This window comes from Ferrovibrio sp. (genome assembly GCF_029255545.1).
Lineage (GTDB): Bacteria > Pseudomonadota > Alphaproteobacteria > Ferrovibrionales > Ferrovibrionaceae > Ferrovibrio.
In genome coordinates this window covers 1-24,212 of sequence record NZ_JANLJJ010000016.1, presented here as the reverse complement: position 1 = coordinate 24,212, position 24,212 = coordinate 1, and the positions used below count along the sequence as shown (strand labels likewise).

Below are 24,212 nucleotides of genomic sequence, written 5' to 3'. Positions count from 1 at the left end.
ACGTGCAGTGCAAGGAGGCGACGCGCTCGCGTTACTTGTCCCGATTTGAGCCGCGCCGGCTCAAGCATGGATATGAATGTGTTTGACAGTCGGGCGGCACGAGGGCGCTGTGGATCTTGTTGCAGTGATGGAGTCCAAGGGCGAGACCAGGGTTCTGGTGGGCGGCGGCGTGTCGGTCGGCTTCCTGCTCGGCGCTGTCGCCCAGCAAAGCCGCTTTTGTTTGTGCTCAGCCGTCATCGAGTTCCGCCGGCGCCAGCCTGGAACCAAGCTGGCTGTGTAGCCACTCGCTTTCTCGGCGGCGCCCACGGGCGTGCAGAGTGTGATCCTGGCCGGTTGGCTCGACGTTTCAGAGACCCGACAACTCGCGGTTACAGGCAGCATGTCCGACGCCGCAATCGGTGGATTGCTGTTTGGAATGCGCCAGCCGGCTGCTCGTCCTGTCAGCGAACGATAATCTGCGCGCCCTCTTGTCCGGCGTGGTCTTTGCCGTCTCTGCGTGGGCAGCTTACCGAGGACTGCTGGCACCGCTGCGCGGCTAGAAGAAGGACTGCTCGTCCATAGCTTATCTGTAGCATTGCCCTATCGCCAACGAAGTGTTGCGGTCAGAAGAAAGCGGGAGCGGCCATGAGCAATCTTATTGAGAAACTCACGTCATCAACCGGTCGCGCATTTTTCCACGGCCATGTTATGCGGCGGCTTTTTGTCGACATAGCCGCGCAGCCTGCAGTCGAACTCGTCTCCCGGGTCGATCACCTGTCGCTGGGCAGCACTACCCTGGTGCGAAGCCAGCTCAAGCCGAATGCCGGCACGACAATAAGCACGGCTCAGCTGGCTGTCGTTGTTCACGACAATGCGCCGTATGACCTGGAGTGGAGATATGTCGACAGCGAGACGTGGTGCCAGCAACGAATCGAACCGGGTCAATGTCACGTCCATCCAGCTAACACACCGCATGTCTGGAGTTGGTCGGCGGCGCCTGAAGTTACCCTCATGGCCATCGACGAGCAATTCGTCCGCCAAACCCTGGCGGAAGCCTTTGATGCGGCGGAGCACATGTTCGCCTTGCAAATTGGATTGCAGGACAGGGTGGTTGAGCAGATGGCGCATCTATGGCGCGATGAGCTCAATCGCGGTGGGTTGGGCGGCCGTGTCTATTTGGCAAGCCTTGCCGCGGCCTTGATTGTTCATTTGTACCGCCGGTATGGCGGTAGGAATCAGGATTTGCGGCGCTACGTCGGCAGTCTTGGCGATAACAGGTTCCGTCGTATAAATGACTTCATCCTGGAAAATCTAGATCAGGACATCAGCTTGGCTGATTTGGCCAAGGTGGCGGGCATCAGCCTGCATCACTTTAGTGTTGCATTCAAAAAGTCAACTGGAGTTCCACCACACCGTTACCTGATCGGCCGGCGGGTGCACCGCGCCAAGGAGCTCCTGCTGCATAGCGATCAATCGATCGCGGACATCGCCTATGCCGTCGGCTTTTCAAGCCAGAGCCAGCTGACGACGCATTTTCGAAAATTGACTGGAAAAACGCCAGCACAATTCCGACGCAATCTGCTGTAGCTCTCTTATTGATTGAGGAAGTGGCGATAGCCGCGCTCGATCATCCAATGCGCGCGCTTCAAATGGGCTTCGACGACTTGAAGAGCATGTTCCGGCTCTTCTTGCGAGTCAATGTCAAAAATGGCTTGCGCAATCTCTTTAATACTGGCACCAGCTCGCTCAGCATCGAGCAGTCTCAGATAGGTGGGACCGTGAGTGCGGTCATAGTCGGTCAGGCTATCTGACCAGGGCACGGTATCGGAGTAGTCGGGGCCTTGATGGCTCATGTGGCTTCCGTGCAGTTTGTAATCCATAGTATGCAAACGAATTGGTGAGATAGCCATATACAGTAATAATATCCCAAAATGGGATAATCCGGAATCGGGATTAAAGCAAGGCCGGCTCTGACTTTTTGCCGGTCTCGATGTCCAAGTCCCTCCGTTCGCCGCAGCAACAGCGGCTGCAAAAGCTGCTGATCCAGGCACGCAAGGTCAAGAAACTGACCCAGGCGGATGTCGCTGCGCAGCTTAAACGGCCGCAATCCTACGTCGCTAAATATGAAGGCGGGGAGCGGCGCCTCGATGTTATCGAATTCATCGCAGTGGTGACAGCACTTGAGGCGGATCCACGCGATATCCTGGCCGATCTGATGCGTTCCGACCGCATCAAAGCCTGAGTCAACCGTTTCGGATCGACAACGCGACCGCAAGAATCGAAAAGCCTGCGCGGTTTCAGGAAAGAAAATCCAGGAAACTTCGCTCTAGAGTGCGGTGGCAGGATCGCCGATGCCTCGGGAACGGGTGTGCCCAGCTACCTAAGCGGGGAGGCTAACGGCGGTGGGACTTTCGTGACGCGACCAGTGATGGATCGATGAACGGAGGACGCTGCCATGACTGATTCCGATCAGGATGTCTCATTGCCAAGGCGGGATTGGCGCAATCCGAACGATTACGCCGGGTTGCGCCATGCCAGCCGGGAGGCGCTCGCCTGGGAATTCCTGCGCCGCAACCCGGACTATCGAAACGCTGCTGCTAAAGCCAAGCCACCCCGGCATCGCCGGGTGTCGGAGAAGCGACCGGTCGTCGACATTCAAGTCTCGGCAGAGCATCGGGAGGCAGGCCGCTGGGGCCTGCTGTATTTTCGCCGACCCGGATCAGGCAGACGTCGGGCAGGTCTTTTGGGATCCGGCCGTCAATGCTTACGCGCTGAGTGCCAGTGTCGCCAAAGCCGACCCCAACGACGCGACGGCAGTCAACCTGCCTGCCTTGCCGGCCACCGCGACGATCCTGTATCGGCCGGCTGCTGCGTCGGTGTTGATCCTGGCGCAGAGCGACCGGGTGATTCAGCTTGAGCTTCAGGGCACTGCCGAACTCGATGGTCCTTTGCATTTACGCTGGGACATAACTGGTCTGGCCGGTCTGCCGCCGCGCCTGATGGCGTTGCATCGACTGGCGGCACTGTACGCCCATGGCCGCATGCCCAAGGCGCTGTTTCCGCCGGTGGCCCGGCTAGAGCGGATGATAACGGCCTTGCGCGCGGCGGATGGCCGGCAAGAGGCGGCAAAACTCAGCCAGATCGCCGACGCATTATTCGGCCCCCAGTATGTCGCTGCCGACTGGCGTAACGGCAGCGATTACCTGCGTAGCCGGATGCGACGTTTGCTGCATCTCTCACGACAGCTGATCCGGGGCGGCTACCGCCGATTCTTGCGCTAGCTCGGCGACCGCCGGCTTTGGCCGGCGCCGGGCTCTCGTGAACCGAGCCCGGCCTAGCCGGTCTCGGCCTGGCGGCTTCGATCCCTGACGCTTCCAGTCGGACGCCGCGCCGCTGGGGCGCACCGCGGCGCAGCGACGGCTTTTGTCCAGGGCCGACCCGCGGATGCGCGGGCTGGGCGGCGCTCCCATTTAGGCCCGCCGCGGCCGGCCGCAACCGCGCGCTGCGCGCCCGGTCCTCCGCTATCGCTTCGGCCTGACGGTGCCGCCGGCCTCGATCGGCGGGCCTGCCGGTCGCTCTTCGCCGCCCACCCCGCTTATCCGGGGTCGGGTTGCGGAAGTTTTGCGACAGGAGGCACAGCCATGACCCTGATTCCAGACAGCTTGCGCGCCCAGCTATTGGCCAATGGCGCTGTCAGCGACGAAACCGACCACTGGCCGGTGGTCAAATTTTTCAACCCGACCGGGGCGGCTACATGGTTGCTCACCGAACTGGCGGCCGATGGCGACACTTTGTTTGGACTATGCGACTTGGGTTTCGGCTGCCCGGAACTCGGCTATGTCAGCCTGCGCGAGATCGCCGGTATCCGGGTCGGCTTCGGGCTGCGCATCGAGCGTGACCGCCATTTCAAGGCGGGGTACCCGCTCTCGGTCTATGCCGAAGCCGCCCGCCGTCACGGCGCGATCACGGAAGCCGACCATCTGCTGCGCGAGGCTGACGCCGCGCTTAATCACACCAAATCCCTCGAACGCTGATGGTCATCGGCCAGTTGGCGACGCTCCGCCGTCTATGCCGCCGCGTCGCTGATGGCACTCACCACAAAAGGAGTTTCCGCCATGCATCTCACCCATATCCCGCTGGATCACCTCGCAGTCGCCACCACCAATATGCGCCACCAGCGCCGTGCGCCGGACGTCTCCGACCTGCTGCCGAGCGTGCGGGCACGCGGCATTCTGGTCCCACTCCTGGTTCGTCCCACAACCGGAGAGGGGACCGACACAAACGAGGCCTACGGCATCGTTGCCGGGCGGCGGCGCTATTTCGCCGCCAGTATCGTCGCCGCTGAGACTGGCACCACGCCCGACCTGCCTTGCGCGGTCATGGAGCCGGGTGACGATGCCGACGCGCTGGAAGCCTCGCTGATCGAAAACCTCGCCCGGCGCGATGTCGATGAAATGACCCAATACGAGACTTTCGTAAAGCTGGTCAAACAGGGCCGCGAGGTGGCGGAGATCGCCGCCACCTTCGGCCTGACCGAAACGGCAGTGAAGCAGCGGCTCGCGCTCGGCAACCTTTTGCCGAAAATCCGCGAGGCGTATCGCCGCGACGAAATCGAGGCCGATACGGTGCGGCACCTGACTCTCGCCAGCAAAGCTCAACAGAAAGAGTGGTTGACGCTGCTGGAAGACCCGGAGGCCTTCGCCCCGCGCGGCCAGCAGTTGAAGGCCTGGCTGTTCGGCGGCCAGTCGATTGCCGCCAGCGCCGCCTTGTTCCCGCTCGACACCTATCCCGGCCAGATCGTCGCTGATCTGTTCGGCGAGGGTGGCTATTTCGCCGATAGCGAGCTGTTCTGGCAGCATCAGAAGGCGGCCGTTGCTGCCCGGCGCGATGCCTATCTCGCCAAGGGCTGGGCGGAGGTGGTGGTGCTGGAACCGGGCCAGAGCTTCCACCTCTGGGATCACGAAAAGACTGCCAAACGCAAGGGCGGCAGGGTCTATATCCAGATCAGTGCGCGCGGCGAGGTCGCCATCCACGAGGGCTATCTGTCACGACAGGAGGCGCAGAAGGTCCGCCGTAAGACGATGGACGGTCCGGAACAGGGCGTGTCCGCCGAGGCCAGAGCCGTTCGACCGGAACGGACAGCGCGCTTACAAACCTATCTCGATCTGCATCGCCATGCCGCCGTGCGTAAATATCTGCTGGACGACACCTATGTAGCACTGCGGCTGATGGTCGCTCACGCCATCGGCGGGTCGCCGCTTTGGCAGGTCGCCCCGGAGCCGCAGCGGGCGGGTGGCAATAACATTGCGCAAAGCCTTGCCGCCAGCCCGGCCGAGGCGGGCTATCGCGCTCGCCGGACTGAAATCCGCAGCCTGTTGGGCCTGTCGGAAGAAACTGAGGCCATCACCGGCGACGGCGATACCGAGACGGTTTTCGTCGCACTGCTGACGCTGACCGATGCGGAAGTGTTGCGGGTGATGGCCTTCGTTATGGCTGAGACATTGGCGGTCGGCACCCCGTTGATCGATACAATGGGGGCGCATCTGGCTGTCGATCTGCGGACGCTCTGGCAACCCGACGATGCCTTTTTCGACATGCTACGCGACAAGCGGGTTGTCACTGCCATGTTGGCCGAGGTTGCCGGCGACACGGTGGCGCAGGGCAATCAAGCTGCGACACTCGCGGTGCAGAAACAGGTCATCCGCGACTGTCTGGCCGGCAGCAATGGTCGTGACAAGGTGGAGGGTTGGCTGCCGCGTTGGCTGGAGTTTCCAGGGCGCGGTTACCTGTAACCGGCTGCGGCACGGGGTCATCCCCGTGCCGCAATTCCTCTCACGCCGCCGCCTGCTGGCGCATGGGCGTATAGAGCCGCCAGAAATAGGCATCGGCGATCTGCCGCGCCACGGCCGGGCTCAGGCGTTCGATTGAGCCGACGAAGCCAGAGCCGAAAAACTCCGACTTCCCCGGATCGGCACCTTTCACGAACCCCTGGTAACACCGGAATAGCTCGCGCATCAGCGTGTCGCCGCGACTGTCGCGGACATGCGCTTCATCGTCGGGATCGATCGACCAGCAATCCCAATGCAGGTCCGCGAGCGCCCCGTATTCCTGAATATAGATGTTGGGGATATTGCGATCCTGGCATGCCCGGAACCAGTAGTTGTTGGCAACCCGGTCGCCTTGCCGATACGCGCACCAGATACGGTCCGGTATGTCGTCCGAGTGCAGGATGCCGGGCAGGGAATCGGTTGCCACCATTCTTTCGCCGAGTTCGAGCAGCCGCTGGCCGAGGCGGTCGATATCGACGGCGGCAAGCTGCGGTCTTGTCGACCGGCTGGGCGTCAAGTGCGGCCGCAACGCGGCATGGGTGCGGAATCCGAGGGCATTGGCCAGGGCCTCGGTCAGATGCGCGGAGCCGACATGTGGCAGGGCACGGCGAAGTTTGCGTTTGACGTAGTCGCAATTTGCGGCCGTGAGCAGAAGCATGGGCATGATGATCGATCCCTTCTTTGCGGGAACGTCCGTCGCCGATTACCGACGCCCCTGAAGAGAGGACCGGATCTTAAGATGGTTTTGCCCGTTTTGACCCGGCGACAGGTCGGGTCGGGTCGCCGGCAGTGAGCCTAGCGAGAGGGTGGGGAGCAGGCAAGAGGACGCCGACTGACCCTTGGTATTGGCGCGATTTCGGCTGGACTGTCCCGCGCTGATCGCCGGGTTTCCCTGCTCGTTTGCGCAAACCTTATGGCCGACTCGGCCCCTGGGGAAACCATCGCTCGTGGCTTTTTTCCCCGCCGCGCGCCGCTATGCCCATGAGGGCAGCGCGCGGCTCCTCGCGTCGGGCTTACGCCCTGCAAAAAAGCCACTCGCTCCGGTCCTTCGCGATGCTGCGGCCCGGCGCATGCGCGCCGGGTTCCCGGTGCCGCTTCGGCCAGGACGGTTTTGCCATCGCAGGGACTCATCCCGGCGAGCAACCCAGGAGACAGATCATGCCTGCCATCGGATACGTCACCAAGCAGTCCACCGGCGCCTATAAGGGCCAGCTCAAAACCCTCTCGATCCGTGCCGAGATTGACATCCTCCCCAACAACGCCAAAAGCGGCGAAAACCAGCCTGACTTCCGCGTCCTCACCCAGGGCGTCGAGATCGGCGCCGGCTGGATCCGCACCGGCGAGACCTCCGGCAAGGACTATGTGTCCTTGAGCCTGGCTGCCCCGGAATTCGGGCCGCGCAAGCTCTACGCCAATCTCGGCCGCGCTGCCGGCCACGACGATGACGACGTCTATGCCGTCATCTGGAATCCGGCCGACTGACCGAGCCCTGGGCCCCCGCGTCATGCGCGCGGGGGCCTTTTCTTGTCCTCGTACTGGCCTCTCGGTCGCCGGAAACCTGTAGTGGGTCGTTTTCAGCAGGGGGCTGTTTTCGACCCTGCCCGTAGCGTGCCCGGCATTGCCATGCTTTGGCAATGCGGCGCCGCAGTGCGCCGTCCTCGCCGGATCGGAGCATGGAGGGCAGCATGGACGATGAAGCGACCCGGGCAGCCAATGCCAGGAAGGGCAGCCCGTTCCTGAATACGGCTCAGGCAGCCTTCTATGTTGGGCTGTCGCAGCGCACGCTGGAGAAAATGCGCGTGGTGGGTGGCGGTCCGCAATACCGCAAACACGGCCGCTATGTGCGTTACCACATCGACGATCTGGACGCCTGGTCGAAGGGACGGAGCAAGACGTCGACCTCTCATGGTTGATCTCAAATTGGCACTCGGCGGCAGCCTCATCGGGTGCCGGCGGCTGCACGCTCGCCGGTATCGCCGCCGCGTTTTGACCCTGACACTGCTGGGGTTGGCAGCCTTAGGGGCCGCCGTCGGGATGCCCAAGCATCCCCTGCTAGTCTGGAATGCCAGCGCCAGCGCGCCGTTCGGCCTGTACCGGCTTGCGGCTATGGCGCAGCTCCAGCGCGGCGCCTGGCTGCTGGTTCGGTTGTCGGACTCGACGCGCCGCATGGCTGCTACCCGTGGTTACCTTCCGGCCGATATCCCACTGATTAAGCCGGTCGCGGCCGTGCCGGGCGAGGTGGTTTGTGCAGCCGGCGATACCGTTTGGCTGGCGTCCGGCTTGGTGTTGCAGCGGCTGGTGCGCGACGGCCAGGGCCGGCTGCTTCCGGCCTGGTACGGGTGCCGGATCGTGGCCGACGATGAGGTGTTTCTCGCCAATCCGGCGATCTTAGACTCCTTCGACAGCCGCTATCTGGGGCCGGTTCCGCGCACCAGTGTGATCGGCCAGTTGGTGCCCCTGTGGACCTGGTGAGACAGATCGTTGGCGCCGGTTTGGCGATTGCTGTGGCATGGGCTGGTGACAGTCGGGCAGGAACCGCGGCGCAGCGTATCGGCCGCTGGCAGCCATTCATTGCCGAGGCCGCAGGGCGGTTCGGCATTCCGCCGGGCTGGATCGAGGCGGTGATGCAAGCCGAAAGCGGCGGCCGCGCAATCATCAATGGCCGGTCGACCGAATCGAAAGCTGGGGCGCTCGGCCTCATGCAGGTGATGCCGCAAACCTATGCTGAGATGCGCCAGATATACGGGCTGGGTGCCGATCCGCATGATCCGCGTGACAATATTCTGGCCGGTACAGCCTATTTGCGCGCGATGCTGGATCGTTTCGGCTATCCAGGCTTGTTCGCGGCCTATCATGCCGGCCCAAGTCGCTACACCCGGTATCTTTCAACCGGCGAAACTCTTCCGACGGAGACGATTTCGTACCTCGGCGTGCTCGAAAACCAGTCGTTGCCGGGTGTCAAATCGGTGGCGCAAACGGCGCCGGCAGGCCAGCTAAATTCCGTCAATCTGGCCACGGGCAACAGCCTTTTCTTCATTCGCAACAGCGCGCCAGTGGGCGAGAGGCAGCTATATCCTTCGTTCCGTTAAATCGCCCGCCGCATTAGGCGAGCAGATATCCGCAAACTTCGGCGCAGCAGGGTGGATCGCGGTCCCATGGGCGCGGTAGGGCAAGATAAAAGCATCGGCGCCAAGCGGCGCCGAAGATGTTGTCTGCACATCGGTTTGTATGGCGCTAGGTGCGAGACGTTGGCGCCATGGTTGGCACAAGTCCTTAGCCTTGCAGGGCTCCTATAGCGCCTTCTTGCCGAAGGCCTGCGGCATGCCTTTCTTCACCATGACGGGATACCACATGCGGTGGCGATATGCGTGATGACGATTTCAGGCCCCGGCTCGGCAAGGTGCGTGCCGATGGCCAGAAGATGGTCAAGTCTTTCCGCAACCGGGTGCTGCAGGCGGCCGGTCTGGCCGGGGGACTGCATAAGCGGGGCGGACGGTTCCAGGGCAGTCGTATCGGTCGCGGTGCCGGCATCGGCCATGTGCTGGCCGGACGGGATCGCTGGACTGGCTGGCGGACCCGGCGTGTCGTGGTCAAAGCACGGCTGGTCAAACTCGCCGGCCGCAATCTGAAAGGCGCGCAGCTGCATCTGCGCTATATCCAGCGCGATGGCGTGACTCGCGAGGGACAGCCGGGGCAGCTTTACGATGCGCAAGCGGACCGGGCCGACGGCAAGGCTTTTCTGGAACGCTCAAATGGCGACCGACATCAGTTCCGCTTCATCGTCGCGGCCGAAGACGCTACACAGTATGAAGATCTGAAGGAGTTTACCCGGCGGCTGATGCGCCAGATGGAGCAGGATCTCGGTACGAAGCTCGACTGGGTGGCAGTTGACCATTTCAACACCGGTCATCCACATAGCCACGTCATCTTGCGTGGCCGCGATGATCGCGGCGAGGATATGGTCATTGCCCGGGAGTATATCGCGAAAGGTTTGCGCGAACGGGCCCAGGAGATCGTGACGCTCGATCTGGGGCCGCGCACTGATATCGAGATCGAGGATCGGCTACGGCAGGAGGTCGGGCAGGAGCGCTTCACCAGCCTGGATCGCGGCCTGCTCCGCGAGGCGGGCGATGGCCGAATGGTTTCCATCGGCCTGTCGCAAGACGGCGATCATGCCCGGTTCCAGCAGAGCCTGAAGGCCGGACGGCTGCAGATGCTGAAGCGGCTGGGGCTGGCGGAAGAAACACAGCCGGGGATTTGGCGCTTGAGCAGCAGCCTAGAGGTGACGCTCCGTCGTATGGGTGAACGCGGCGACATCGTCAAGACCATGCATCGGGCGATGACTGAGAAGGGAATTGGCCATGCGGCAGGGGACTATGCGATTTACGATCCCACCGATCCGCAGGCCAAGCCGGTCGTCGGGCTGGTGTTGCGGTTGGGTCTTTCGGACGAGATCAACGATCGGCATTTCATGGTCATCGACGGTATCGATGGCCGCAGCCATTATGTCGAGATCGGCAAGTTGGACCGACAGGAGGCGATGGCCGAGGACAATATCGTCGCTGTGGCGGCCAGGCCGATCGGACCAAGCCAGGCTGACCGGACCATCGCCGAGATCGCCGCTGCGCACGAGGGACGCTACAGCGCGGACCTTCATCGGCAGCATGATCCGAGCGCGCGCCCGGCCTTTATCGCAAGCCATATTCGCCGGCTCGAAGCGGTGCGACGGGCGACCGGGACAGTGGTGCGCGACGCCGACGGCATCTGGGCCATCGCCATAGACCATCTGGACAAAGCCGCCGCCTATGAGGCCGGCCGGGCCAAAGACAGTCCGGTCGAGGTGAAGGTGTTGTCGTCGCTGCCGCTGGAAAAGCTGACAGGCATCGAGGCGGAAACCTGGCTCGACCACAGCTTGGTCAATGCTGATCCGGCAGGTATTCGTGACGCTGGCTTCGGCAAGTCAGTCCAGAAAGCCCTGCAGCAGCGGCGGCAATGGCTGATCGCTCAGGGCTTGGCCGAAGAGCAGGCTGGGCAAGTGGTGTATCGCGCCGGACTCCTGAATGTGCTGCGTCGGCAGGAGCTTGCCCGTGTCGCCGGCCAGCTCTCACAGGAATTGGGCCTGGCTTACGTCGAAGCCAGCCGCGGTGAGCGCGTCGAAGGGATTTATCGGAGATCGGTGATGCTTGCCAGTGGCCGTATGGCCGTCATCGCAAAGACCAGGGAGTTCACACTCGTGCCCTGGCGGCCGGTGATGGAGCGACAGCTCGGCAAGTTTGTTGCGGGTGTATTGCATGGCGATCAGATCAACTGGTCGATTGGACGGAGCCGAGGCCCTGCCATTGGTTAGGCCGCCTGGTTTCGACTAAGTGCAAATTCGGGATCGATGAGGCGCAAGACCGCCGTCGCTCCAGCGGCAACAGCGCCGGTCGCGGCCAGGGCCTGCAGCCAGAATCCATCGATTGCGCCGATGCGCAGAAGCGAGAGGCCAAGTAGATATCCTGCATAGGTCGCCGGGAGCGCGAACACGAATGCCATGATCAGGCGGAAAGAGACCGAACGGCTGGCGGAGAAGAGAACCGTCCCGAGGATCAGGGCCATGAATCCCGCGAGCACGCCGAGAATAAGACTGCCCCAGATACCAGCGCCGAGGCCGTAGGCGCCCTGGCCCGCCGCGAGTGCGGCCAGAATGGGAAAGGCATAGACCGCGAGTCGGTAGAGCAGGGCGCAGAAGGCGCCTAAGCCTATAACTGTTGCAACAAGTGAGAGGATCATGACATCGCCCTCATTCAGAGAGCTTCAATTATGGCAGGCGATACGCGTTCAGACTGAGACAAATATGAATCAAATCTAGTCTGTTCTGCGCATCGCAGAATTGTCCTTCACCTGATCTAGCGGCACAATTTTCTGGCGCAGAATCGGGGCGTGCATTTTTTTTTGCGCCAGGCAATGAGGAAGAGCATGGATTTGTTCAATGTAGTTGTTGGAGTTGCGAATATTGTTGGGGCAATTGCAGGTATCGCGGGTGCATTATTTGCGTTGATTGCGATCTTGCCCAAGGCGCGTTATGCGTCGTCCCGTTCCGGCCGGCAGCCGGTTCCCGTCGAAATGGTGGGAGCGGCTCAGCCTGAATACGCTGGTACTCCTCATAACCAATCTGGGTTTGGGGGCGCGATGGGCTTCCTGTTCCAAGAGGAATGGCAGCGCGCCAAGATCCGGTTCTGGGGTGATCATTGGAGCGACGAGGAAGTCTACCTGAACTTCAAGAGGTCGATCGCGATGGGTGCTTGCAACTTCTTCATCGTACTGATGCAGAGCTTTGCCAGTTTTAATGCCAAAGGCTTCGGTCTCGTCTTGGCCGGATTGGCCTTCCTCGTGCTCTGCCTCGGCCTTGTGATCGTGTATTACGGCTATGCGCGGTTCAAACGCCGCTTCGGCTAGCTAAGAATTCTTTTGCAGCCTGAGTAGGGCGTAGAGCGGCGTAACTAAGCGCGATTTTCGATTCTGAGCTTTTGAGCGAGTCCTAGTCCCACGCCATGGCACTGGTGCCATGGACACATTGGGACCGGGATATGACGCCCACCAAGCTGCTCATCGGTCAGGCTCTCGTCGTCTTCGCCATCGTCATCGGCGGGCTCTGGTCCTCGACCCAATGGGCGGCCGTGATGCTGGGTTACCAGCCGCGGCTCGGGGCTGCCTGGTTCGACCTGCTCGGCTGGCCGATCTACCACCCTTGGCGCCTGTTCGAATGGTGGTATGCCTATGAGGCCTATGCGCCGGACATCTTCCAGCGCGCCGGCTTGGCGGCTGCTGGTAGTGGCCTGCTCGGCACTATGGCTGCCGTTATCGGCTCGCTCTGGCGGGCACGCCAGAACCGCCTCGTCACCACTTACGGTTCTTCGCGCTGGGCCACCAAGTCCGAAATCCAGCAGGCAGCGCTCTTCGAGCCGCGCGGCGTTTTCCTCGGTCGTTTAGGGAGCCGCTATCTCCGCCATGACGGGCCGGAGCATGTCATGGCCTTTGCGCCGACCCGCAGCGGCAAGGGTGTCGGCCTTGTCATCCCGACGCTGCTGACCTGGACCGGTTCGACCGTCGTTCATGACATCAAGGGCGAGAACTGGCAGCTCACGGCCGGCTGGCGGCAACGTTTCTCACATTGCCTGCTGTTCAACCCGACCGATCTGCGCTCGGCTCGCTACAACCCACTGCTGGAGGTGCGCAAGGGTCCACATGAGGTCCGCGATGTGCAGAACATCGCCGATATCCTGGTTGATCCAGAAGGCGCGCTGGAGCGGCGCAATCACTGGGAAAAGACCAGCCATTCCCTGCTGGTCGGCGCCATCCTGCATGTCCTCTATGCCGAAGAGGAAAAGACGCTCGCCCGTGTCGCCAACCTGCTGTCCGATCCGAACCGGGCCTTTGAGCGTACCTTGCGCGACATGATGGCGACCAACCATCTGGGCGATGCCGAGCATCCCCAGGTCCATCCAGTGGTCGCCTCGGCCGCCCGAGAAGTGCTGAACAAATCCGACAACGAGCGCTCTGGCGTCCTGTCGACTGCGATGTCGTTCCTCGGCCTTTATCGCGACCCGACAGTGGCGGCCACCACGGTGGCCTGCGACTGGCGGATTGGCGATCTGATGGACGCCGAGCGACCGGTTTCGCTCTATCTGGTCATCCCGCCATCCGACATCTCCCGCACCAAGCCGCTGGTCCGTCTGGTGCTCAACCAGATCGGCCGCCGGCTGACCGAGACCTTGGAAGGCGACCCCGGCAAGCAGCGCAAGCACCAGCTCCTGATGATGCTGGACGAGTTCCCGGCACTGGGACGGCTTGATTTCTTCGAGACGGCGCTTGCCTTCATGGCCGGCTATGGCATCCGCGCCTATCTGATCGCGCAGTCGCTCAACCAGATTTCCAAGGCCTATGGCGAGAACAACGCTATCCTGGACAACTGCCATGTCCGTATCGCGTTCTCGTCCAACGATGAGCGCACCGCCAAGCGCATCTCGGATGCCCTAGGCACGGCCACAGAACTGCGCGCCCAGCGCAATTACGCCGGTCACCGCCTGGCACCATGGTTGAGCCACGTCATGGTCTCGCGCCAGGAGACTGCCCGGCCGCTGCTGACGCCGGGTGAGGTGATGCAACTGCCGGCCCACGAGGAACTGGTGTTGGTGTCCGGCCTGGCGCCGATCCGGGCGCGCAAGCTGCGGTATTTCCGCGATGCCAATTTCACCGATCGCGTCTTGCCGCCACCGACCTTAAATCCGGGCCCGTATCCCGACTGCCCAACAAAGCGGTCAGATGACTGGAGCGGCCAGGTGCGCGAGCCGAACCATCGGCTGGCTGCAGGCAGCGGCGCCATTGGTGATGCTTTTGCCGGTGAAGAGGAAGGCGGTCTGCAGCGCCATCCCGGTTTGCCGGAGACCGAGATTGTCCGCCCTGAGGGCGAGGCGCCGGACGACCTCGCGCTGCTGGATGACGACCTCGACAATCCGACCACCGGGCGCCAGGGCGTGCTCAACCTGCGCCGGCCCAATGCAGCACTGCAGCGCGCGCATGCCATGAACACCGCCGACGGACTACATCGCCACGACGATGCATTGCCAAGCTTCTGAGACCGCCATGAAGCCGCGCCATCACCTCTATCTCAATGACGAGCTGACCGAGCAACTGGAGCGGCTCTGCAAACGGCCCGGTGCTTCCAAATCCGCCATCGTCGCCGATGCCCTGAAAGCCTATTTCGCCCGTGGCGCGGCGATCGAAATCGATCCGGTGATCAAGGCGCGGCTGGATAAGACCGGTCGGAGCCTTGCCCGCATCGAACGCGACCAGCAGATCCTGCTGGAGACCTTGGGCCTTTTCATCCGCTACCAGCTCACCATCACGGCGCCGCTGCCGGAGGCCGATCAGGCGGCGGCAAAGGCCGTAGGTTCAGAGCGGTTCGAGACGTTTATCGCGCAGATTGGTCGGCGCCTGTCGGCGGGAAAAAGTCTGACGACGGAAGTGCTCAACCGGATCGCACCGGACGGTATGGAAGGCAGGCGAGCCGGGGAGGGGCGGGCATGATCGGGCTCTTTTCGCCAGAAACCCTCGAACGCCGCCGTGGCATGCTGCGCACGGCTTTAGGGCAGGCCATCACCATGGCGCTCAACGATCCGGCCGTGATCGAGGTCATGGTCAATCCCGACGGGGTGTTGCGTCTCGATCGGTTGCCGGAGGGCATTGTCGAGACCGGCATCCAGCTGATGCCAGCCGAGGTCGAGCGGATCATCCGGCTGGTTGCCTCCCATGTGCATGCTGAGATCCATGCTGGCAATCCGATCCTGAGCGCCGAACTGCCCCCGCATGAGCCAGGCCTGGCTGGCGAGCGGTTCGAGGCCATTGTGCCGCCTGTTTCGCTCGGACCCTGCTTTGCCATCCGCAAGCCAGCCGCCAAGGTCTTCACGCTGAAAGACTATGTGTCTGATCGGATGATGACGCTCTGCCAGGCCGACCTGCTGCGTCGAGCCGTGCGCGAGCATAAGAATATCGTCATCGCCGGCGGCACCAGCTCGGGCAAGACCACGCTGGCCAATGCCCTGCTGGCCGAGATTGCCCAGATGCGAGAGCGGGTGATCCTGATCGAGGACCGACGCGAACTGCAATGCGCGGCGCCTGACAAGGTGCCGCTGCGTACCATCCCCGGCGTGGTGCTGCTGAATGCTCTGGTGCGCTCGGCCATGGGGCTACGGCCTACCCGCATCATCGTCGGCGAGGTCCGCGGCCCGGAAGCACTCGATCTCCTGAAGGCTTGGAATACCGGCCATCCCGGTGGGCTGGCTACAGTGCATGCCAATTCGGCGCGTGCCACGCCCTACCGGCTGGAGCAACTGATCCAGGAGGCGGTCATCACCGTGCCGCGCAGCCTGATCGTCGAGGCTGTCGACCTGATCGTGTTCATCGCGGGCCGCGGGCTCGGACGCCGGGTCGAGACCATCGCCCAACTCGATGGCATCGAGCCGGACGGCACCTACCGGCTGACCGAGCTTCTCACCCTGCCAAAACGACACAGCCAGGAGGCCGCATGCTGAAGCTCGTCCGTATCCTCTCACAAGGTGTGGCCGGTCAAGTTATCATACTCGCCACGGCCGGTTCGGCCTATGCCGCCGGCTCCAACATGCCTTGGGAATCCCCGCTGCAGTCGATCCTGGAATCAGTCGAGGGCCCGGTTGCGCGCATCGTGGCGGTGATCATCATCATCGTCACAGGTCTCTCATTGGCCTTCGGCGATACCTCGGGCGGTTTCCGGCGCCTGATCCAGATCGTCTTTGGGCTGTCGATCGCCTTTGCCGCGACCAGCTTCTTCCTGACCTTCTTCTCTTTTGGCGGTGGGGCGCTCATCTCATGAGCAATCGCATCGAAGGTTTTGAGCTGCCGCTGCACCAGGCCCTGGTCGAGCCGATCCTGTTGGGCGGCGCCCCGCGCAATCTTGCCATCCTGAATGGCACACTCGCGGCGGCTTTGGGATTAGGCTTGCGGCTCTGGATCGCCGGCCTGCTGGTCTGGCTGATCGGTCATAGCCTTGCCGTGCTGGCGGCCAAGCGCGACCCGCAGTTTGTCACGGTGCTGGCCCGTCATCTGCGCCAGAAAAGCTATCTGTCATGCTGAACTTGCGCGAATACCGGCGCAAAGCCTCCCTGCTGGCGGACCATCTGCCATGGGCAGCCCTGGTCGCACCCGGAGTGGTGCTGAACAAGGATGGCAGCTTCCAGCGTAGTGTCCGTTTTCGTGGCCCGGATTTGGAGAGCGCGACCGAGGCTGAATTGGTGGCAGCTTGCGCCCGCCTCAACAACGTGCTGCGCCGCTTCGGCTCGGGCTGGGCGATCTTCTTCGAGGCCGAGCGCTATGAGGCACCGGGTTACCCGACAAGCGATTTCCCCGACCCGGCCTCCTGGCTGGTCGATCAGGAGCGTCGGGCCACCTTCCAGGGTGAAGCCTTGCATCCAGGCATGGAGGCGCCGGTTGGCCGTCAGCATCACGAAAGCCGCTATCACCTCACATTGACCTGGCTGCCGCCGGTCGATGAGGTGCATCGGTTGGGTAATCTCTTGCTGGAGCGTGATCAGGCCGAGCCGGTGCAGGATTGGCGCAAACGGCTGGAGCAGTTCATGACTGAGACGAATCGGACGCTCGATCTGCTCGGATTGATCATGCCGGAATTCGAACCGCTGGATGATGCCGGCACCCTTGCCTACCTGCACGGTACGATCTCGACCCGGCGGCATGACATCGCGGTTCCGAAAACGCCAATCTATCTCGATGCCATCCTGACCGACACGCCGTTCAGTGGCGGTCTGGAGCCGATGCTGGGCGAGCGGCATGTGCGCAGCCTCACCGTGCTGGGCTTTCCCAACCTGACGCAGCCCGGGCTATTGGATGAACTGAACCAGCTCAATTTCGCATACCGTTGGGTGACGCGCTTCATCCCGCTCGACAAACCGGACGCCACCAAAGCACTGACTCGGTTGCGCCGGCAGTGGTTTGCCAAGCGGAAGTCAGTCACCGCGATCTTACGCGAAGTGCTCTACAACCAGCCGGCACCGCTGCTGGATTCCGATGCCGATAACAAGGCGGTCGATGCCGATGCGGCCTTGCAGGAGCTGGGCAGCGATCAGGTCAGTTTCGGATACCTCACCACCACCGTCACCGTCATGGATGCGGACCGCCAAGTGGTAGCCGAAAAGCTGCGCGCCGTCGAAAGGGTCATCAATGGCCGGGGTTTTGCCACCATCCGCGAAAGCTTGAATGCCGTCGAGGCCTGGCTCGGCAGCCTGCCGGGCCATGTCTATGCCAATGTCCGTCAACCACTGGTGCATACGCTCAATCTCACCCATCTGGTGCCGCTCTCGGCGATCTGGGCCGGGCCCGAAGGCAATACACATCTCGATGGCCCGTCCTTGCTGCTGGCCGAGACCCGCGGTACCACGCCATTTCGCTTCGTCACTCATATCGGCGATGTCGGGCACATGTTCATGGCCGGCCCAACCGGGGCGGGCAAATCGGTGCTGCTGGCCCTCATCATGCTGCAGTTCCGGCGCTATCCGCGCTCGCGCATCGTGATGTTCGACAAGGACCGCTCCAGCCGGGCCGCCGTGCTCGCCATGGGCGGGCAGTATCACGATCTGAAGCTACAGGGTGCGCTGTCCTTCCAGCCCTTGCGTCATATCGACGACCCTGCCGAGCGCAGTTGGGCGGCTGAATGGCTGGCTGGCCTGTTCGCCCATGAGAAGGTCATCGTGACGCCAGAGGTCAAGGAAGCGCTCTGGTCGGCGCTGAACAGTCTGGCCTCGGCGCCGATCCATGAGCGAACGCTGACTGGGCTTAGCGTATTGCTGCAATCCAATGCACTGAAAACGGCACTGCAGCCTTACACCCTGGAAGGGCCGTTCGGGAGTTTGCTTGATGCATCCACCGAAGATTTGAGCCTTGCCGACGTGACCTGCTTCGAGATGGACGCCTTGATGGGGCAGGCGGGCGTCATCCTGCCGGTGCTGACCTCTCTGTTCCATCGGCTGGAGGCGCAGTTCGACGGCCGGCCGACATTGCTGATCCTCGATGAGGCTTGGCTCTTTCTGGATCATCCATTCTTTGCCGCTCGTATCCGCGCCTGGTTGAAGACCCTGCGCAAGAAGAATGTCGCTGTTATCTTCGCCGCGCCCTCGCTGTCCGATATCGCCAATAGCGGCATAGCACCCGCCATCATCGAAGCCTGCCCACAGCGCATCTTCCTCCCCAACGACCGGGCCATCGAGCCGCAGATCAGGCTGGTCTATGAGCGTTTTGGGCTGAATGAGCGGCAAATCCAGTTGATCGCGCAGGCCCAGCCCAAGCGGGATTACTACCTGCAATCCCGACGCGGCAATCGCCTCTTCGAACTCGGCCTCGGTCCGGTGGCGCTCAGCCTTTGCGGGGCATCTACGCCGGATGATCAAAAACGTATCGACGACGTGCTCGCTAAGGCCGGGCCGGAGCGCTTCACGGAGGCTTGGTTTGCGGCCCAAGGTCTCGAATGGGCGGCCTATCTGGCTGAGGACTTTCGTGTGCAACGGATGGAGGCGTCATCATGAAGCGGCATCTGATGGTCACCCTGACGGCAGGCTTCTTTGCTGCGGCATCGCCTGTTCAGGCGCTCACTGTCTTCGATCCCTCCAATTATGCCCAGAATGTGCTGCAGGCGGCCCGTACGTTGCAGCAGATCAACAACCAAGTCCAGGGTCTGCAGAACCAGATCCTCATGCTGCAGAACCAGGCGCGCAATCTGCAGCGCATGGACTATTCCAGCCTCTATGCCATCCAGTCTGGGCTTGGCCGTATCACCATCCTGATGCGCCAGGCCGACGGCATTGCCTTCGACATGGAGCAGACCGATCGCGCCTTTGCCGAACAGTACCCGCAGCAGTACAGCGCAAGCGTTACTCAGGATCAGTTGAGTCAGGATGCGCGTCGGCGCTGGGAGAATTCCGTCGCCGCGCTGCAACGGACCATGCGTATGCAGGCGCAAGTGTCGGCCAACATTGACGCTGACACGGACGAGCTGGGACGGCTGATCGATCAGTCAGATGCCGCCCAAGGCAATCTGCAGGCCAGCCAGGCGACCAACCAACTGCTCGCGCTGTCGGCCAAGCAGCAGTTGCAGGCGCAAGGCCTGGCCACAGCGCAATACCGTGCCGACGCACTGGAGAAAGCACGGGCCGCGATGGCCCAGGAGCAAGCCCGGGCCAGTTTCGAGCAATTCATGGGCTCCAGCGATGCCTATCCGGGGCGGTAAGTGATGAACGATTTAAGCGTCATTGATCGTTTCACCGAGGTCTTTACGACCTATATCGACAGCGGCTTCGGCCTGCTGACCGGTGAGGTGGCCTATCTGACCAGCGTGCTGGTGGCGATCGATATCACGCTTGCCGGTCTCTTCTGGTCGTCGGGCCAGGATGTCGATGTGTTGGCCAAGCTGATCCGTAAAGTCCTCTATGTCGGTGTCTTCGCGCTGCTACTCAACAACTGGACGATGCTGTCGGGTGTCATCTTCGACTCCTTCACGGGCCTCGGCCTGAAGGCCACCGCCAACAGCCTGTCGGCCAATGACCTGCTGCGGCCGGGCTTTGTCGCCGGCACCGGTTTTCAAGCCGCCTGGCCTTTGCTCAAGCAGGCCGGCTCGATGCTGGGGTTCAGCACTTTCTTCGACAATGTCGTCACCGTTCTAGTGTTACTGTTTGCCTGGGCCGTGGTGGTGCTGGCCTTCTTCATTCTCTCGGTCCAGCTCTTCATCACTATCGTTGAGTTCAAGTTGACCTGTCTTGCCGGCTTCGTCCTGGTGCCTTTCGCGCTTTGGAACAAGACCGCCTTTCTGGCCGAGCGCGTTCTCGGCAATGTGGTCGGCTCGGGCGTCAAGATGATGGTGCTGGCCGTTATCGTTGGTATCGGCACGACGCTGTTTGCCGATTTCGTCTCTGCCTTGCAGGGGCAGCCGCCCAATCTGACCCAGGCTATGTCGCTGGTGCTGGGCGCCATCGCGCTCTTTGGCCTTGGCATCTTCGGACCTGGTATTGCCGCCGGTTTGACTTCGGGTGCGCCGCAACTGGGTGCCGGCGCTGCGATCGGCACGGTCGGCGGTCTGGCGGCGGGGGCCATGGCTGGCGCCGGTTTGGGATTTGCCGCCGCCCGCATGATCTCCGGCCAGGGGCTTTCGGCCGTCCGCGCTGGGGCCGCCTTAAGCGCTGGAACTTCCACCGCCTATGAGCTGGGCAAGACCGGCTCCAGTGCCAGCGGCCTCGCCGGTGTCGGGGCTGGCTTGGCCGGTGTCGCCAAGGCTGGCGTCATCATGATGGGCAAATCGTTCCAAGGTGCATCACCTAGCCCGATCCAGGCTGGCATGCAGGCCGGGCGTCAGGCGGCTTGGACGGCCACCGGTGGCACGCCGCCAGCTTCTGCGTCGACGCCCATGTCGGCACGGCCGGCATCGGCGCCGGCCTGGGCCGAACGCCTGCGGTCTGAGCAGCGTCGTCGCACCCAGACGCACATCGCAGCCCAGGCCATCAAGGATGGCGACCGCTCCGGCAGCGCCGCCAACCCGGACCTCCAGGACAGGGAGTGAGTATGTTCAAGCGATCCAGCAGCCGTTACGGCGATACGCCGGAGCCCATCACGCCCTATCAGAAGGCCGCGCAAGCCTGGGATGAGCGGATCGGCTCGGCCAGGGTCCAGGCTGCCAATTGGCGACTGATGGCCTTCGGATGCCTGATCCTGGCAATTGGGCTGGCGGGTGGGATCGTCTGGCAGGCCGGACAATCCAGGGTCACGCCTTATGTGGTCGAGGTCGATCGTTTCGGCGCAGTGAGTGCGGTTAGCCCGGCCGAACACCCTTACCAGCCGACCGACGCGCAGATCGCCTATCACCTGGCGCGCTTCATCCGCGATGTCCGCGGTCTCTCCATCGACCCCATCGTAGTGCGCAAGGCCTGGCTGGAGGCTTACGACTATGCCACCGACCGCGGTGCGCAGATGCTGAATTCTTACGCACTCAGCAGCGACCCTTTCAAGGCGGTAGGTGAGCGTACGGTCTCGGTCGAGGTCACCAGCGTGGTACGGGCTTCAGGTGACTCCTTCCAGATCAAATGGACCGAGGAAATCTGGAAGCAGGGCACCCGTATCGGCACCGAGCGCTGGACCGGTATCCTCACCATTGTGATCCAGCAGCCGCGCGATGCGGTGACCTTACGCAAGAATCCGCTCGGTATCTATGTCCACGGCCTCGATTGGTCGCGGGAACTCAACCCCGGAGAAGTGCCATGACATTATATACTGTCACTGCTCGCCTATGCCTGATCGGGACATCGGGTCTTGCCTTGGCGGCCTGCACCGACAAGCTGCCGCCGCCGGTGATTTCTTATGACAATGAGACCTTCACGCCGGCTGCTCTCTCGGCCGAGCCGCCCAGGCCGGCCGAGATCGTGCGGATCCCGGAGCCTCTGCCACTGCCGGGGCAGTTGAAGCCGTTGCCGGATGGCAAAAGCTCAGAACCAGACAGTCGGTCGCCGGCAGAACGGGTGACGGCAGCCAATGCGGCTGCCCGGCAGGAACCGAACCGGCATGGCTATATCAATGCCGTGCAGATCTATCCCTTCACGCCGGGTGCGCTCTATCGGCTCTACACCATGCCGGAGCAGGTCAGCGATATCGCCTTGCAGCCCGGCGAGAAGCTGATCGCGGTGTCGGCTGGCGATACCGTGCGCTGGGTCGTTGGCGACACCACCAGCGGCTCCGGTGAGTCCTTGCAGGTCCATATCCTGGTCAAACCGACAGCACCGGACCTAAAGACCAATCTGGTGATCACCACCGACCGCCGAGCCTATCACCTGGAGCTGGAGAGCACGCCGGCCAGCTATATGGCAGCCGTCTCCTGGAATTATCCGCAGGATAAACTGCTGCTTCTCCAGGCGCGCAATGAAGCGGCCGCATCCGCGCAGCCTGTTGACGGCGGCATCGCACTGGAGCGGTTGCGCTTCCGCTACGAGATCACCGGCGATAAGCCGCCGTGGCGGCCGGTCCGAGCCTTCGATGACAGTCATAAAGTCTATATCCAGTTTCCGGCTCGGCTCGACCAGGGCGAGGCGCCACCGCTTTTCGTGGTCGGTGCGGATGGCGGCGCTGAACTGGTCAACTACCGGGTCCGCGGCAATTACTACATTGTCGACCGGCTATTTGCCGCTGCAGAACTCCGTCTTGGCAAGGGGCCGCAGCAGGTGGTGCGGGTCAGCCGTACCGATGGTCGGCCGCAAACTGCAGCCGGTCCGGAGCGACGGCCATGAGCGAGGCGGGTCAAGCCGGCAAAGTGCCGCCGGACGAGCTGGTGTTGCGGGCGCACCCGCGACCGGTGACGCGGTTCAGTCGCAAGCTGCTGATTGGCGTGGCGGCCATCGGATCGGCGCTGGTCTTTGGCACAACCTTGATCGCGCTCAATCCGCCAAGTTTCCGGTCCAAAGGGCAGGGCAAGGAACTCTACAATATCGATCGTAAGCCCACGGCAGATGGATTATCGGTCTTACCCAGAACCTACGGCGAGATGAACAAGTCTGTGCCACAACTCGGGCCGCCAATGGCTGGCGATCTCGGCCCGCCGACAGTCCGGGCCGAACGTGAGGCTGGAATTGCCAGTCCCCAAGGGAACGAGCGTTTGGCCTTTCGGCCCAACTCGGAAGATGACGCGGAGCGGGCCGAGCGGCTGCGGTTGGCGCGCCAGGCGCAGCAAGCGAGGGAAGCCGGCGTGTTCTTCCGGGTTTCGGTCAAGCCGGATGCGGCCGTGGACGGAAAGGCTCAAGCGACTGGTACGGCCTTGTCAGCTGATGACGAGCTGCGGCGCCTCGACCTCGATCCAGAGCGCGACCAGAATAATCAGCAGCGCAAGCTGGACTTCCTGAACCAGAAGGCCGATCCGAGAATTTACAACCCACATCGGTTGCAGCAGCCGGCATCCCCCTATCAGGTGATGGCTGGCACCGTGATTGCTGCCAGCCTGGTGACGGGGATTAATTCGGATCTGCCGGGCACGGTGAAGGCACAAGTCACCGAGCATGTCTATGACACAGTGACGGGCCGCCATTTGCTGATCCCGCAAGGCAGTCAGCTCATCGGCAAGTATGATTCTGTCATCGCCTTTGGCCAGCGAAGGGTATTGGTCGCGTGGAACCGCATCATCAGGCCGGATGGGTCCAGCTTGGCCATCGAGAATCTGCCGGCGACCGATCCGGCCGGCTATGCCGGGCTGGAAGATGAGGTGGACTATCATACCTGGCGTCTGATCGCCGGAGTTGCGCTCTCGACCATGCTGGGTGTGGGGACAGAACTGGCGCTTGGTGATCAGGAAGATGATCTGGTACGAGCAATCCGAGAATCCGCCCAGCAGAACACCAATCGTGCTGGACAGCGGCTCACTGAGCGGAATCTCAACATCCAACCAACGCTCACGATACGGCCGGCCTGGCCGGTGCGTGTGGTCGTCCAGAAGGATTTAGTGCTGCACCCCTGCAAGGGCTGAGGAGGGAGTATGTCAGGCTTGAAGCTTCCAAAATTACCGGACCGGACGCCAGTGAAGATAAGTATTTCGCTTCATCCAGACCTAAATAGGCGTCTTCAAGTATATGCGGACTTCTACAAGGAAACATATGGTGAAGCCGAAAGTCTGACCGAACTGATTCCGTATATGCTGGAGGAATTCCTGAAGGCCGACAAAGCTTTTTCGGCAAGGGCTCGGAAATAATTCCTTCGGCCTATATCACATAGTAATTGATGGTCGACTTCGTCGGCCACTCGCGGGATTTCATCTGCTACAACGCTCAGGCTGACAAATTTAAAAAGAGGGCGTCTGGT

Annotated in this window: 28 protein-coding genes; 25 read left to right on the top strand and 3 right to left on the bottom strand. The window is 62.3% G+C overall.

Annotation, left to right across the window (positions count from 1 at the left end; translation table 11 throughout):
* Window positions 1-109: 109 nt before the first annotated feature.
* Both Q1J79_RS01935 and Q1J79_RS01930 read left to right on the top strand, forming a co-directional pair.
* Window positions 110-280, top strand: a complete 171-nt coding sequence (locus Q1J79_RS01935; RefSeq protein ID WP_300295743.1) for a hypothetical protein — start codon at window positions 110-112, stop codon at window positions 278-280.
* Window positions 281-624: 344 nt separating this feature from the next.
* Window positions 625-1,566 carry a helix-turn-helix domain-containing protein gene (locus tag Q1J79_RS01930; RefSeq protein ID WP_300295740.1) on the top strand — a complete coding sequence of 314 codons (942 nt, stop codon included), beginning with the start codon at window positions 625-627 and terminating at the stop codon, window positions 1,564-1,566.
* 5 nt (window positions 1,567-1,571) lie between these two features.
* Here Q1J79_RS01930 and Q1J79_RS01925 read toward each other — a convergent pair whose 3' ends face one another.
* Window positions 1,572-1,832 carry a DUF2285 domain-containing protein gene (locus Q1J79_RS01925; protein WP_300295737.1) on the bottom strand — a complete coding sequence of 87 codons (261 nt, stop codon included), beginning with the start codon at window positions 1,830-1,832 and terminating at the stop codon, window positions 1,572-1,574.
* Between the two features lie 137 nt (window positions 1,833-1,969).
* On the opposite strand from Q1J79_RS01925, the gene Q1J79_RS01920 reads away from it, so the two are divergent.
* The 5 genes from Q1J79_RS01920 to Q1J79_RS01905 all read left to right on the top strand — a co-directional run bounded on the left by Q1J79_RS01920 (window position 1,970) and on the right by Q1J79_RS01905 (window position 5,771).
* The gene (locus Q1J79_RS01920) at window positions 1,970-2,221 is read left to right on the top strand and encodes a helix-turn-helix transcriptional regulator (RefSeq protein WP_300295735.1); all 252 of its coding nucleotides are present in this window, start codon (window positions 1,970-1,972) and stop codon (window positions 2,219-2,221) included.
* A 213-nt stretch (window positions 2,222-2,434) separates the two neighbouring features.
* On the top strand, window positions 2,435-2,896 hold the full coding sequence (locus Q1J79_RS21080) for a DUF6499 domain-containing protein (RefSeq protein WP_367182948.1): 462 nt from the start codon (window positions 2,435-2,437) through the stop codon (window positions 2,894-2,896).
* Entirely contained in the window at window positions 2,856-3,260 is a 405-nt protein-coding gene (locus Q1J79_RS21075; protein ID WP_367182946.1) for a DUF2285 domain-containing protein, read from the top strand. The genes Q1J79_RS21080 and Q1J79_RS21075 overlap by 41 nt, the downstream gene beginning before the upstream one ends.
* A gap of 360 nt (window positions 3,261-3,620) precedes the next feature.
* A complete protein-coding gene (locus tag Q1J79_RS01910) occupies window positions 3,621-4,013 on the top strand; it encodes a DUF2958 domain-containing protein (RefSeq protein WP_300295729.1) in 393 nt (130 codons plus the stop codon).
* Between the two features lie 51 nt (window positions 4,014-4,064).
* Window positions 4,065-5,771, top strand: coding sequence for a ParB/RepB/Spo0J family partition protein (locus Q1J79_RS01905; RefSeq protein WP_367182945.1), 1,707 nt, complete (start codon window positions 4,065-4,067; stop codon window positions 5,769-5,771).
* A gap of 40 nt (window positions 5,772-5,811) precedes the next feature.
* Here the strand turns inward: Q1J79_RS01905 and Q1J79_RS01900 are convergent, their stop codons facing one another.
* Complete coding sequence (locus Q1J79_RS01900; protein WP_300295726.1) at window positions 5,812-6,471, bottom strand: hypothetical protein; 660 nt, start codon at window positions 6,469-6,471, stop codon at window positions 5,812-5,814.
* Window positions 6,472-6,965: 494 nt separating this feature from the next.
* Here Q1J79_RS01900 and Q1J79_RS01895 point away from each other — a divergent pair, with 494 nt between their 5' ends.
* The 5 genes from Q1J79_RS01895 to rlxS all read left to right on the top strand — a co-directional run bounded on the left by Q1J79_RS01895 (window position 6,966) and on the right by rlxS (window position 11,154).
* Complete coding sequence (locus Q1J79_RS01895; protein ID WP_300295723.1) at window positions 6,966-7,289, top strand: DUF736 family protein; 324 nt, start codon at window positions 6,966-6,968, stop codon at window positions 7,287-7,289.
* 203 nt (window positions 7,290-7,492) lie between these two features.
* Window positions 7,493-7,720: a helix-turn-helix domain-containing protein gene (locus tag Q1J79_RS01890; protein WP_300295720.1), complete on the top strand. Its 228-nt coding sequence runs from the start codon at window positions 7,493-7,495 to the stop codon at window positions 7,718-7,720.
* Window positions 7,713-8,279 (top strand): S26 family signal peptidase, encoded by a 567-nt coding sequence (locus Q1J79_RS01885; protein ID WP_300295718.1) that lies wholly within the window; start codon window positions 7,713-7,715, stop codon window positions 8,277-8,279. Before Q1J79_RS01890 ends, Q1J79_RS01885 begins: the two co-directional genes overlap by 8 nt.
* The gene (locus tag Q1J79_RS01880) at window positions 8,276-8,896 is read left to right on the top strand and encodes a lytic transglycosylase domain-containing protein (protein WP_300295715.1); all 621 of its coding nucleotides are present in this window, start codon (window positions 8,276-8,278) and stop codon (window positions 8,894-8,896) included. The genes Q1J79_RS01885 and Q1J79_RS01880 overlap by 4 nt, the downstream gene beginning before the upstream one ends.
* A 275-nt stretch (window positions 8,897-9,171) precedes the next feature.
* On the top strand, window positions 9,172-11,154 hold the full coding sequence (gene rlxS / locus Q1J79_RS01875) for a relaxase/mobilization nuclease RlxS (RefSeq protein WP_300295712.1): 1,983 nt from the start codon (window positions 9,172-9,174) through the stop codon (window positions 11,152-11,154).
* On the opposite strand, the gene Q1J79_RS01870 is transcribed toward rlxS, so the two are convergent.
* Entirely contained in the window at window positions 11,151-11,579 is a 429-nt protein-coding gene (locus tag Q1J79_RS01870) for a hypothetical protein (RefSeq protein ID WP_300295709.1), read from the bottom strand. The two genes, rlxS and Q1J79_RS01870, sit on opposite strands and share 4 nt — an antisense overlap.
* A 186-nt stretch (window positions 11,580-11,765) precedes the next feature.
* Here Q1J79_RS01870 and Q1J79_RS01865 point away from each other — a divergent pair, with 186 nt between their 5' ends.
* The 13 genes from Q1J79_RS01865 to Q1J79_RS01805 all read left to right on the top strand — a co-directional run bounded on the left by Q1J79_RS01865 (window position 11,766) and on the right by Q1J79_RS01805 (window position 24,102).
* Window positions 11,766-12,245, top strand: coding sequence for a hypothetical protein (locus Q1J79_RS01865; RefSeq protein ID WP_300295706.1), 480 nt, complete (start codon window positions 11,766-11,768; stop codon window positions 12,243-12,245).
* A gap of 131 nt (window positions 12,246-12,376) precedes the next feature.
* Entirely contained in the window at window positions 12,377-14,425 is a 2,049-nt protein-coding gene (locus tag Q1J79_RS01860) for a conjugal transfer protein TraG (protein WP_300295703.1), read from the top strand.
* Between the two features lie 7 nt (window positions 14,426-14,432).
* Window positions 14,433-14,876, top strand: coding sequence for a CopG family transcriptional regulator (locus tag Q1J79_RS01855; protein ID WP_300295700.1), 444 nt, complete (start codon window positions 14,433-14,435; stop codon window positions 14,874-14,876).
* Window positions 14,873-15,880: a P-type conjugative transfer ATPase TrbB gene (gene trbB / locus Q1J79_RS01850; protein WP_300295697.1), complete on the top strand. Its 1,008-nt coding sequence runs from the start codon at window positions 14,873-14,875 to the stop codon at window positions 15,878-15,880. The genes Q1J79_RS01855 and trbB overlap by 4 nt, the downstream gene beginning before the upstream one ends.
* A complete protein-coding gene (locus Q1J79_RS01845) occupies window positions 15,874-16,197 on the top strand; it encodes a TrbC/VirB2 family protein (RefSeq protein ID WP_300295695.1) in 324 nt (107 codons plus the stop codon). The genes trbB and Q1J79_RS01845 overlap by 7 nt, the downstream gene beginning before the upstream one ends.
* A complete protein-coding gene (locus Q1J79_RS01840; RefSeq protein WP_300295692.1) occupies window positions 16,194-16,457 on the top strand; it encodes a VirB3 family type IV secretion system protein in 264 nt (87 codons plus the stop codon). The genes Q1J79_RS01845 and Q1J79_RS01840 overlap by 4 nt, the downstream gene beginning before the upstream one ends.
* Complete coding sequence (gene trbE / locus Q1J79_RS01835; protein WP_300295689.1) at window positions 16,451-18,916, top strand: conjugal transfer protein TrbE; 2,466 nt, start codon at window positions 16,451-16,453, stop codon at window positions 18,914-18,916. The genes Q1J79_RS01840 and trbE overlap by 7 nt, the downstream gene beginning before the upstream one ends.
* Window positions 18,913-19,617 (top strand): P-type conjugative transfer protein TrbJ, encoded by a 705-nt coding sequence (gene trbJ / locus Q1J79_RS01830; protein ID WP_300295687.1) that lies wholly within the window; start codon window positions 18,913-18,915, stop codon window positions 19,615-19,617. The genes trbE and trbJ overlap by 4 nt, the downstream gene beginning before the upstream one ends.
* 3 nt (window positions 19,618-19,620) lie before the next feature.
* On the top strand, window positions 19,621-20,940 hold the full coding sequence (trbL, locus tag Q1J79_RS01825; RefSeq protein ID WP_300295685.1) for a P-type conjugative transfer protein TrbL: 1,320 nt from the start codon (window positions 19,621-19,623) through the stop codon (window positions 20,938-20,940).
* Window positions 20,941-20,942: 2 nt separating this feature from the next.
* Window positions 20,943-21,638 carry a conjugal transfer protein TrbF gene (gene trbF, locus Q1J79_RS01820; protein ID WP_300295682.1) on the top strand — a complete coding sequence of 232 codons (696 nt, stop codon included), beginning with the start codon at window positions 20,943-20,945 and terminating at the stop codon, window positions 21,636-21,638.
* Entirely contained in the window at window positions 21,635-22,654 is a 1,020-nt protein-coding gene (gene trbG / locus Q1J79_RS01815) for a P-type conjugative transfer protein TrbG (protein ID WP_300295679.1), read from the top strand. Before trbF ends, trbG begins: the two co-directional genes overlap by 4 nt.
* Window positions 22,651-23,880: a TrbI/VirB10 family protein gene (locus tag Q1J79_RS01810; protein ID WP_300295676.1), complete on the top strand. Its 1,230-nt coding sequence runs from the start codon at window positions 22,651-22,653 to the stop codon at window positions 23,878-23,880. Before trbG ends, Q1J79_RS01810 begins: the two co-directional genes overlap by 4 nt.
* A gap of 9 nt (window positions 23,881-23,889) precedes the next feature.
* Window positions 23,890-24,102, top strand: a complete 213-nt coding sequence (locus tag Q1J79_RS01805) for a DUF2274 domain-containing protein (protein WP_300295673.1) — start codon at window positions 23,890-23,892, stop codon at window positions 24,100-24,102.
* Window positions 24,103-24,212: the final 110 nt, after the last annotated feature.

Bases quoted from the DNA above. Each gene is read 5' to 3' on its own strand.
- Q1J79_RS01840 (WP_300295692.1), top strand. From the start codon at position 16,194: ATGAGCAATCGCATCGAAGGTTTTGAGCTGCCGCTGCACCAGGCCCTG.
- Q1J79_RS01885 (WP_300295718.1), top strand. From the start codon at position 7,713: ATGGTTGATCTCAAATTGGCACTCGGCGGCAGCCTCATCGGGTGCCGG.
- Q1J79_RS01865 (WP_300295706.1), top strand. From the start codon at position 11,766: ATGGATTTGTTCAATGTAGTTGTTGGAGTTGCGAATATTGTTGGGGCA.
- trbL (WP_300295685.1), top strand. From the start codon at position 19,621: ATGAACGATTTAAGCGTCATTGATCGTTTCACCGAGGTCTTTACGACC.
- Q1J79_RS01895 (WP_300295723.1), top strand. From the start codon at position 6,966: ATGCCTGCCATCGGATACGTCACCAAGCAGTCCACCGGCGCCTATAAG.
- Q1J79_RS01855 (WP_300295700.1), top strand. From the start codon at position 14,433: ATGAAGCCGCGCCATCACCTCTATCTCAATGACGAGCTGACCGAGCAA.
- rlxS (WP_300295712.1), top strand. From the start codon at position 9,172: ATGCGTGATGACGATTTCAGGCCCCGGCTCGGCAAGGTGCGTGCCGAT.
- Q1J79_RS01860 (WP_300295703.1), top strand. From the start codon at position 12,377: ATGACGCCCACCAAGCTGCTCATCGGTCAGGCTCTCGTCGTCTTCGCC.
- trbE (WP_300295689.1), top strand. From the start codon at position 16,451: ATGCTGAACTTGCGCGAATACCGGCGCAAAGCCTCCCTGCTGGCGGAC.
- Q1J79_RS01890 (WP_300295720.1), top strand. From the start codon at position 7,493: ATGGACGATGAAGCGACCCGGGCAGCCAATGCCAGGAAGGGCAGCCCG.
- Q1J79_RS01805 (WP_300295673.1), top strand. From the start codon at position 23,890: ATGTCAGGCTTGAAGCTTCCAAAATTACCGGACCGGACGCCAGTGAAG.
- Q1J79_RS01905 (WP_367182945.1), top strand. From the start codon at position 4,065: ATGGCACTCACCACAAAAGGAGTTTCCGCCATGCATCTCACCCATATC.
- Q1J79_RS01845 (WP_300295695.1), top strand. From the start codon at position 15,874: ATGCTGAAGCTCGTCCGTATCCTCTCACAAGGTGTGGCCGGTCAAGTT.
- Q1J79_RS21080 (WP_367182948.1), top strand. From the start codon at position 2,435: ATGACTGATTCCGATCAGGATGTCTCATTGCCAAGGCGGGATTGGCGC.
- trbF (WP_300295682.1), top strand. From the start codon at position 20,943: ATGTTCAAGCGATCCAGCAGCCGTTACGGCGATACGCCGGAGCCCATC.
- Q1J79_RS01925 (WP_300295737.1), bottom strand. From the start codon at position 1,832: ATGAGCCATCAAGGCCCCGACTACTCCGATACCGTGCCCTGGTCAGAT.
- Q1J79_RS01930 (WP_300295740.1), top strand. From the start codon at position 625: ATGAGCAATCTTATTGAGAAACTCACGTCATCAACCGGTCGCGCATTT.
- Q1J79_RS01910 (WP_300295729.1), top strand. From the start codon at position 3,621: ATGACCCTGATTCCAGACAGCTTGCGCGCCCAGCTATTGGCCAATGGC.
- trbB (WP_300295697.1), top strand. From the start codon at position 14,873: ATGATCGGGCTCTTTTCGCCAGAAACCCTCGAACGCCGCCGTGGCATG.
- trbG (WP_300295679.1), top strand. From the start codon at position 21,635: ATGACATTATATACTGTCACTGCTCGCCTATGCCTGATCGGGACATCG.
- Q1J79_RS01810 (WP_300295676.1), top strand. From the start codon at position 22,651: ATGAGCGAGGCGGGTCAAGCCGGCAAAGTGCCGCCGGACGAGCTGGTG.
- trbJ (WP_300295687.1), top strand. From the start codon at position 18,913: ATGAAGCGGCATCTGATGGTCACCCTGACGGCAGGCTTCTTTGCTGCG.
- Q1J79_RS01900 (WP_300295726.1), bottom strand. From the start codon at position 6,471: ATGCCCATGCTTCTGCTCACGGCCGCAAATTGCGACTACGTCAAACGC.
- Q1J79_RS01920 (WP_300295735.1), top strand. From the start codon at position 1,970: ATGTCCAAGTCCCTCCGTTCGCCGCAGCAACAGCGGCTGCAAAAGCTG.
- Q1J79_RS01870 (WP_300295709.1), bottom strand. From the start codon at position 11,579: ATGATCCTCTCACTTGTTGCAACAGTTATAGGCTTAGGCGCCTTCTGC.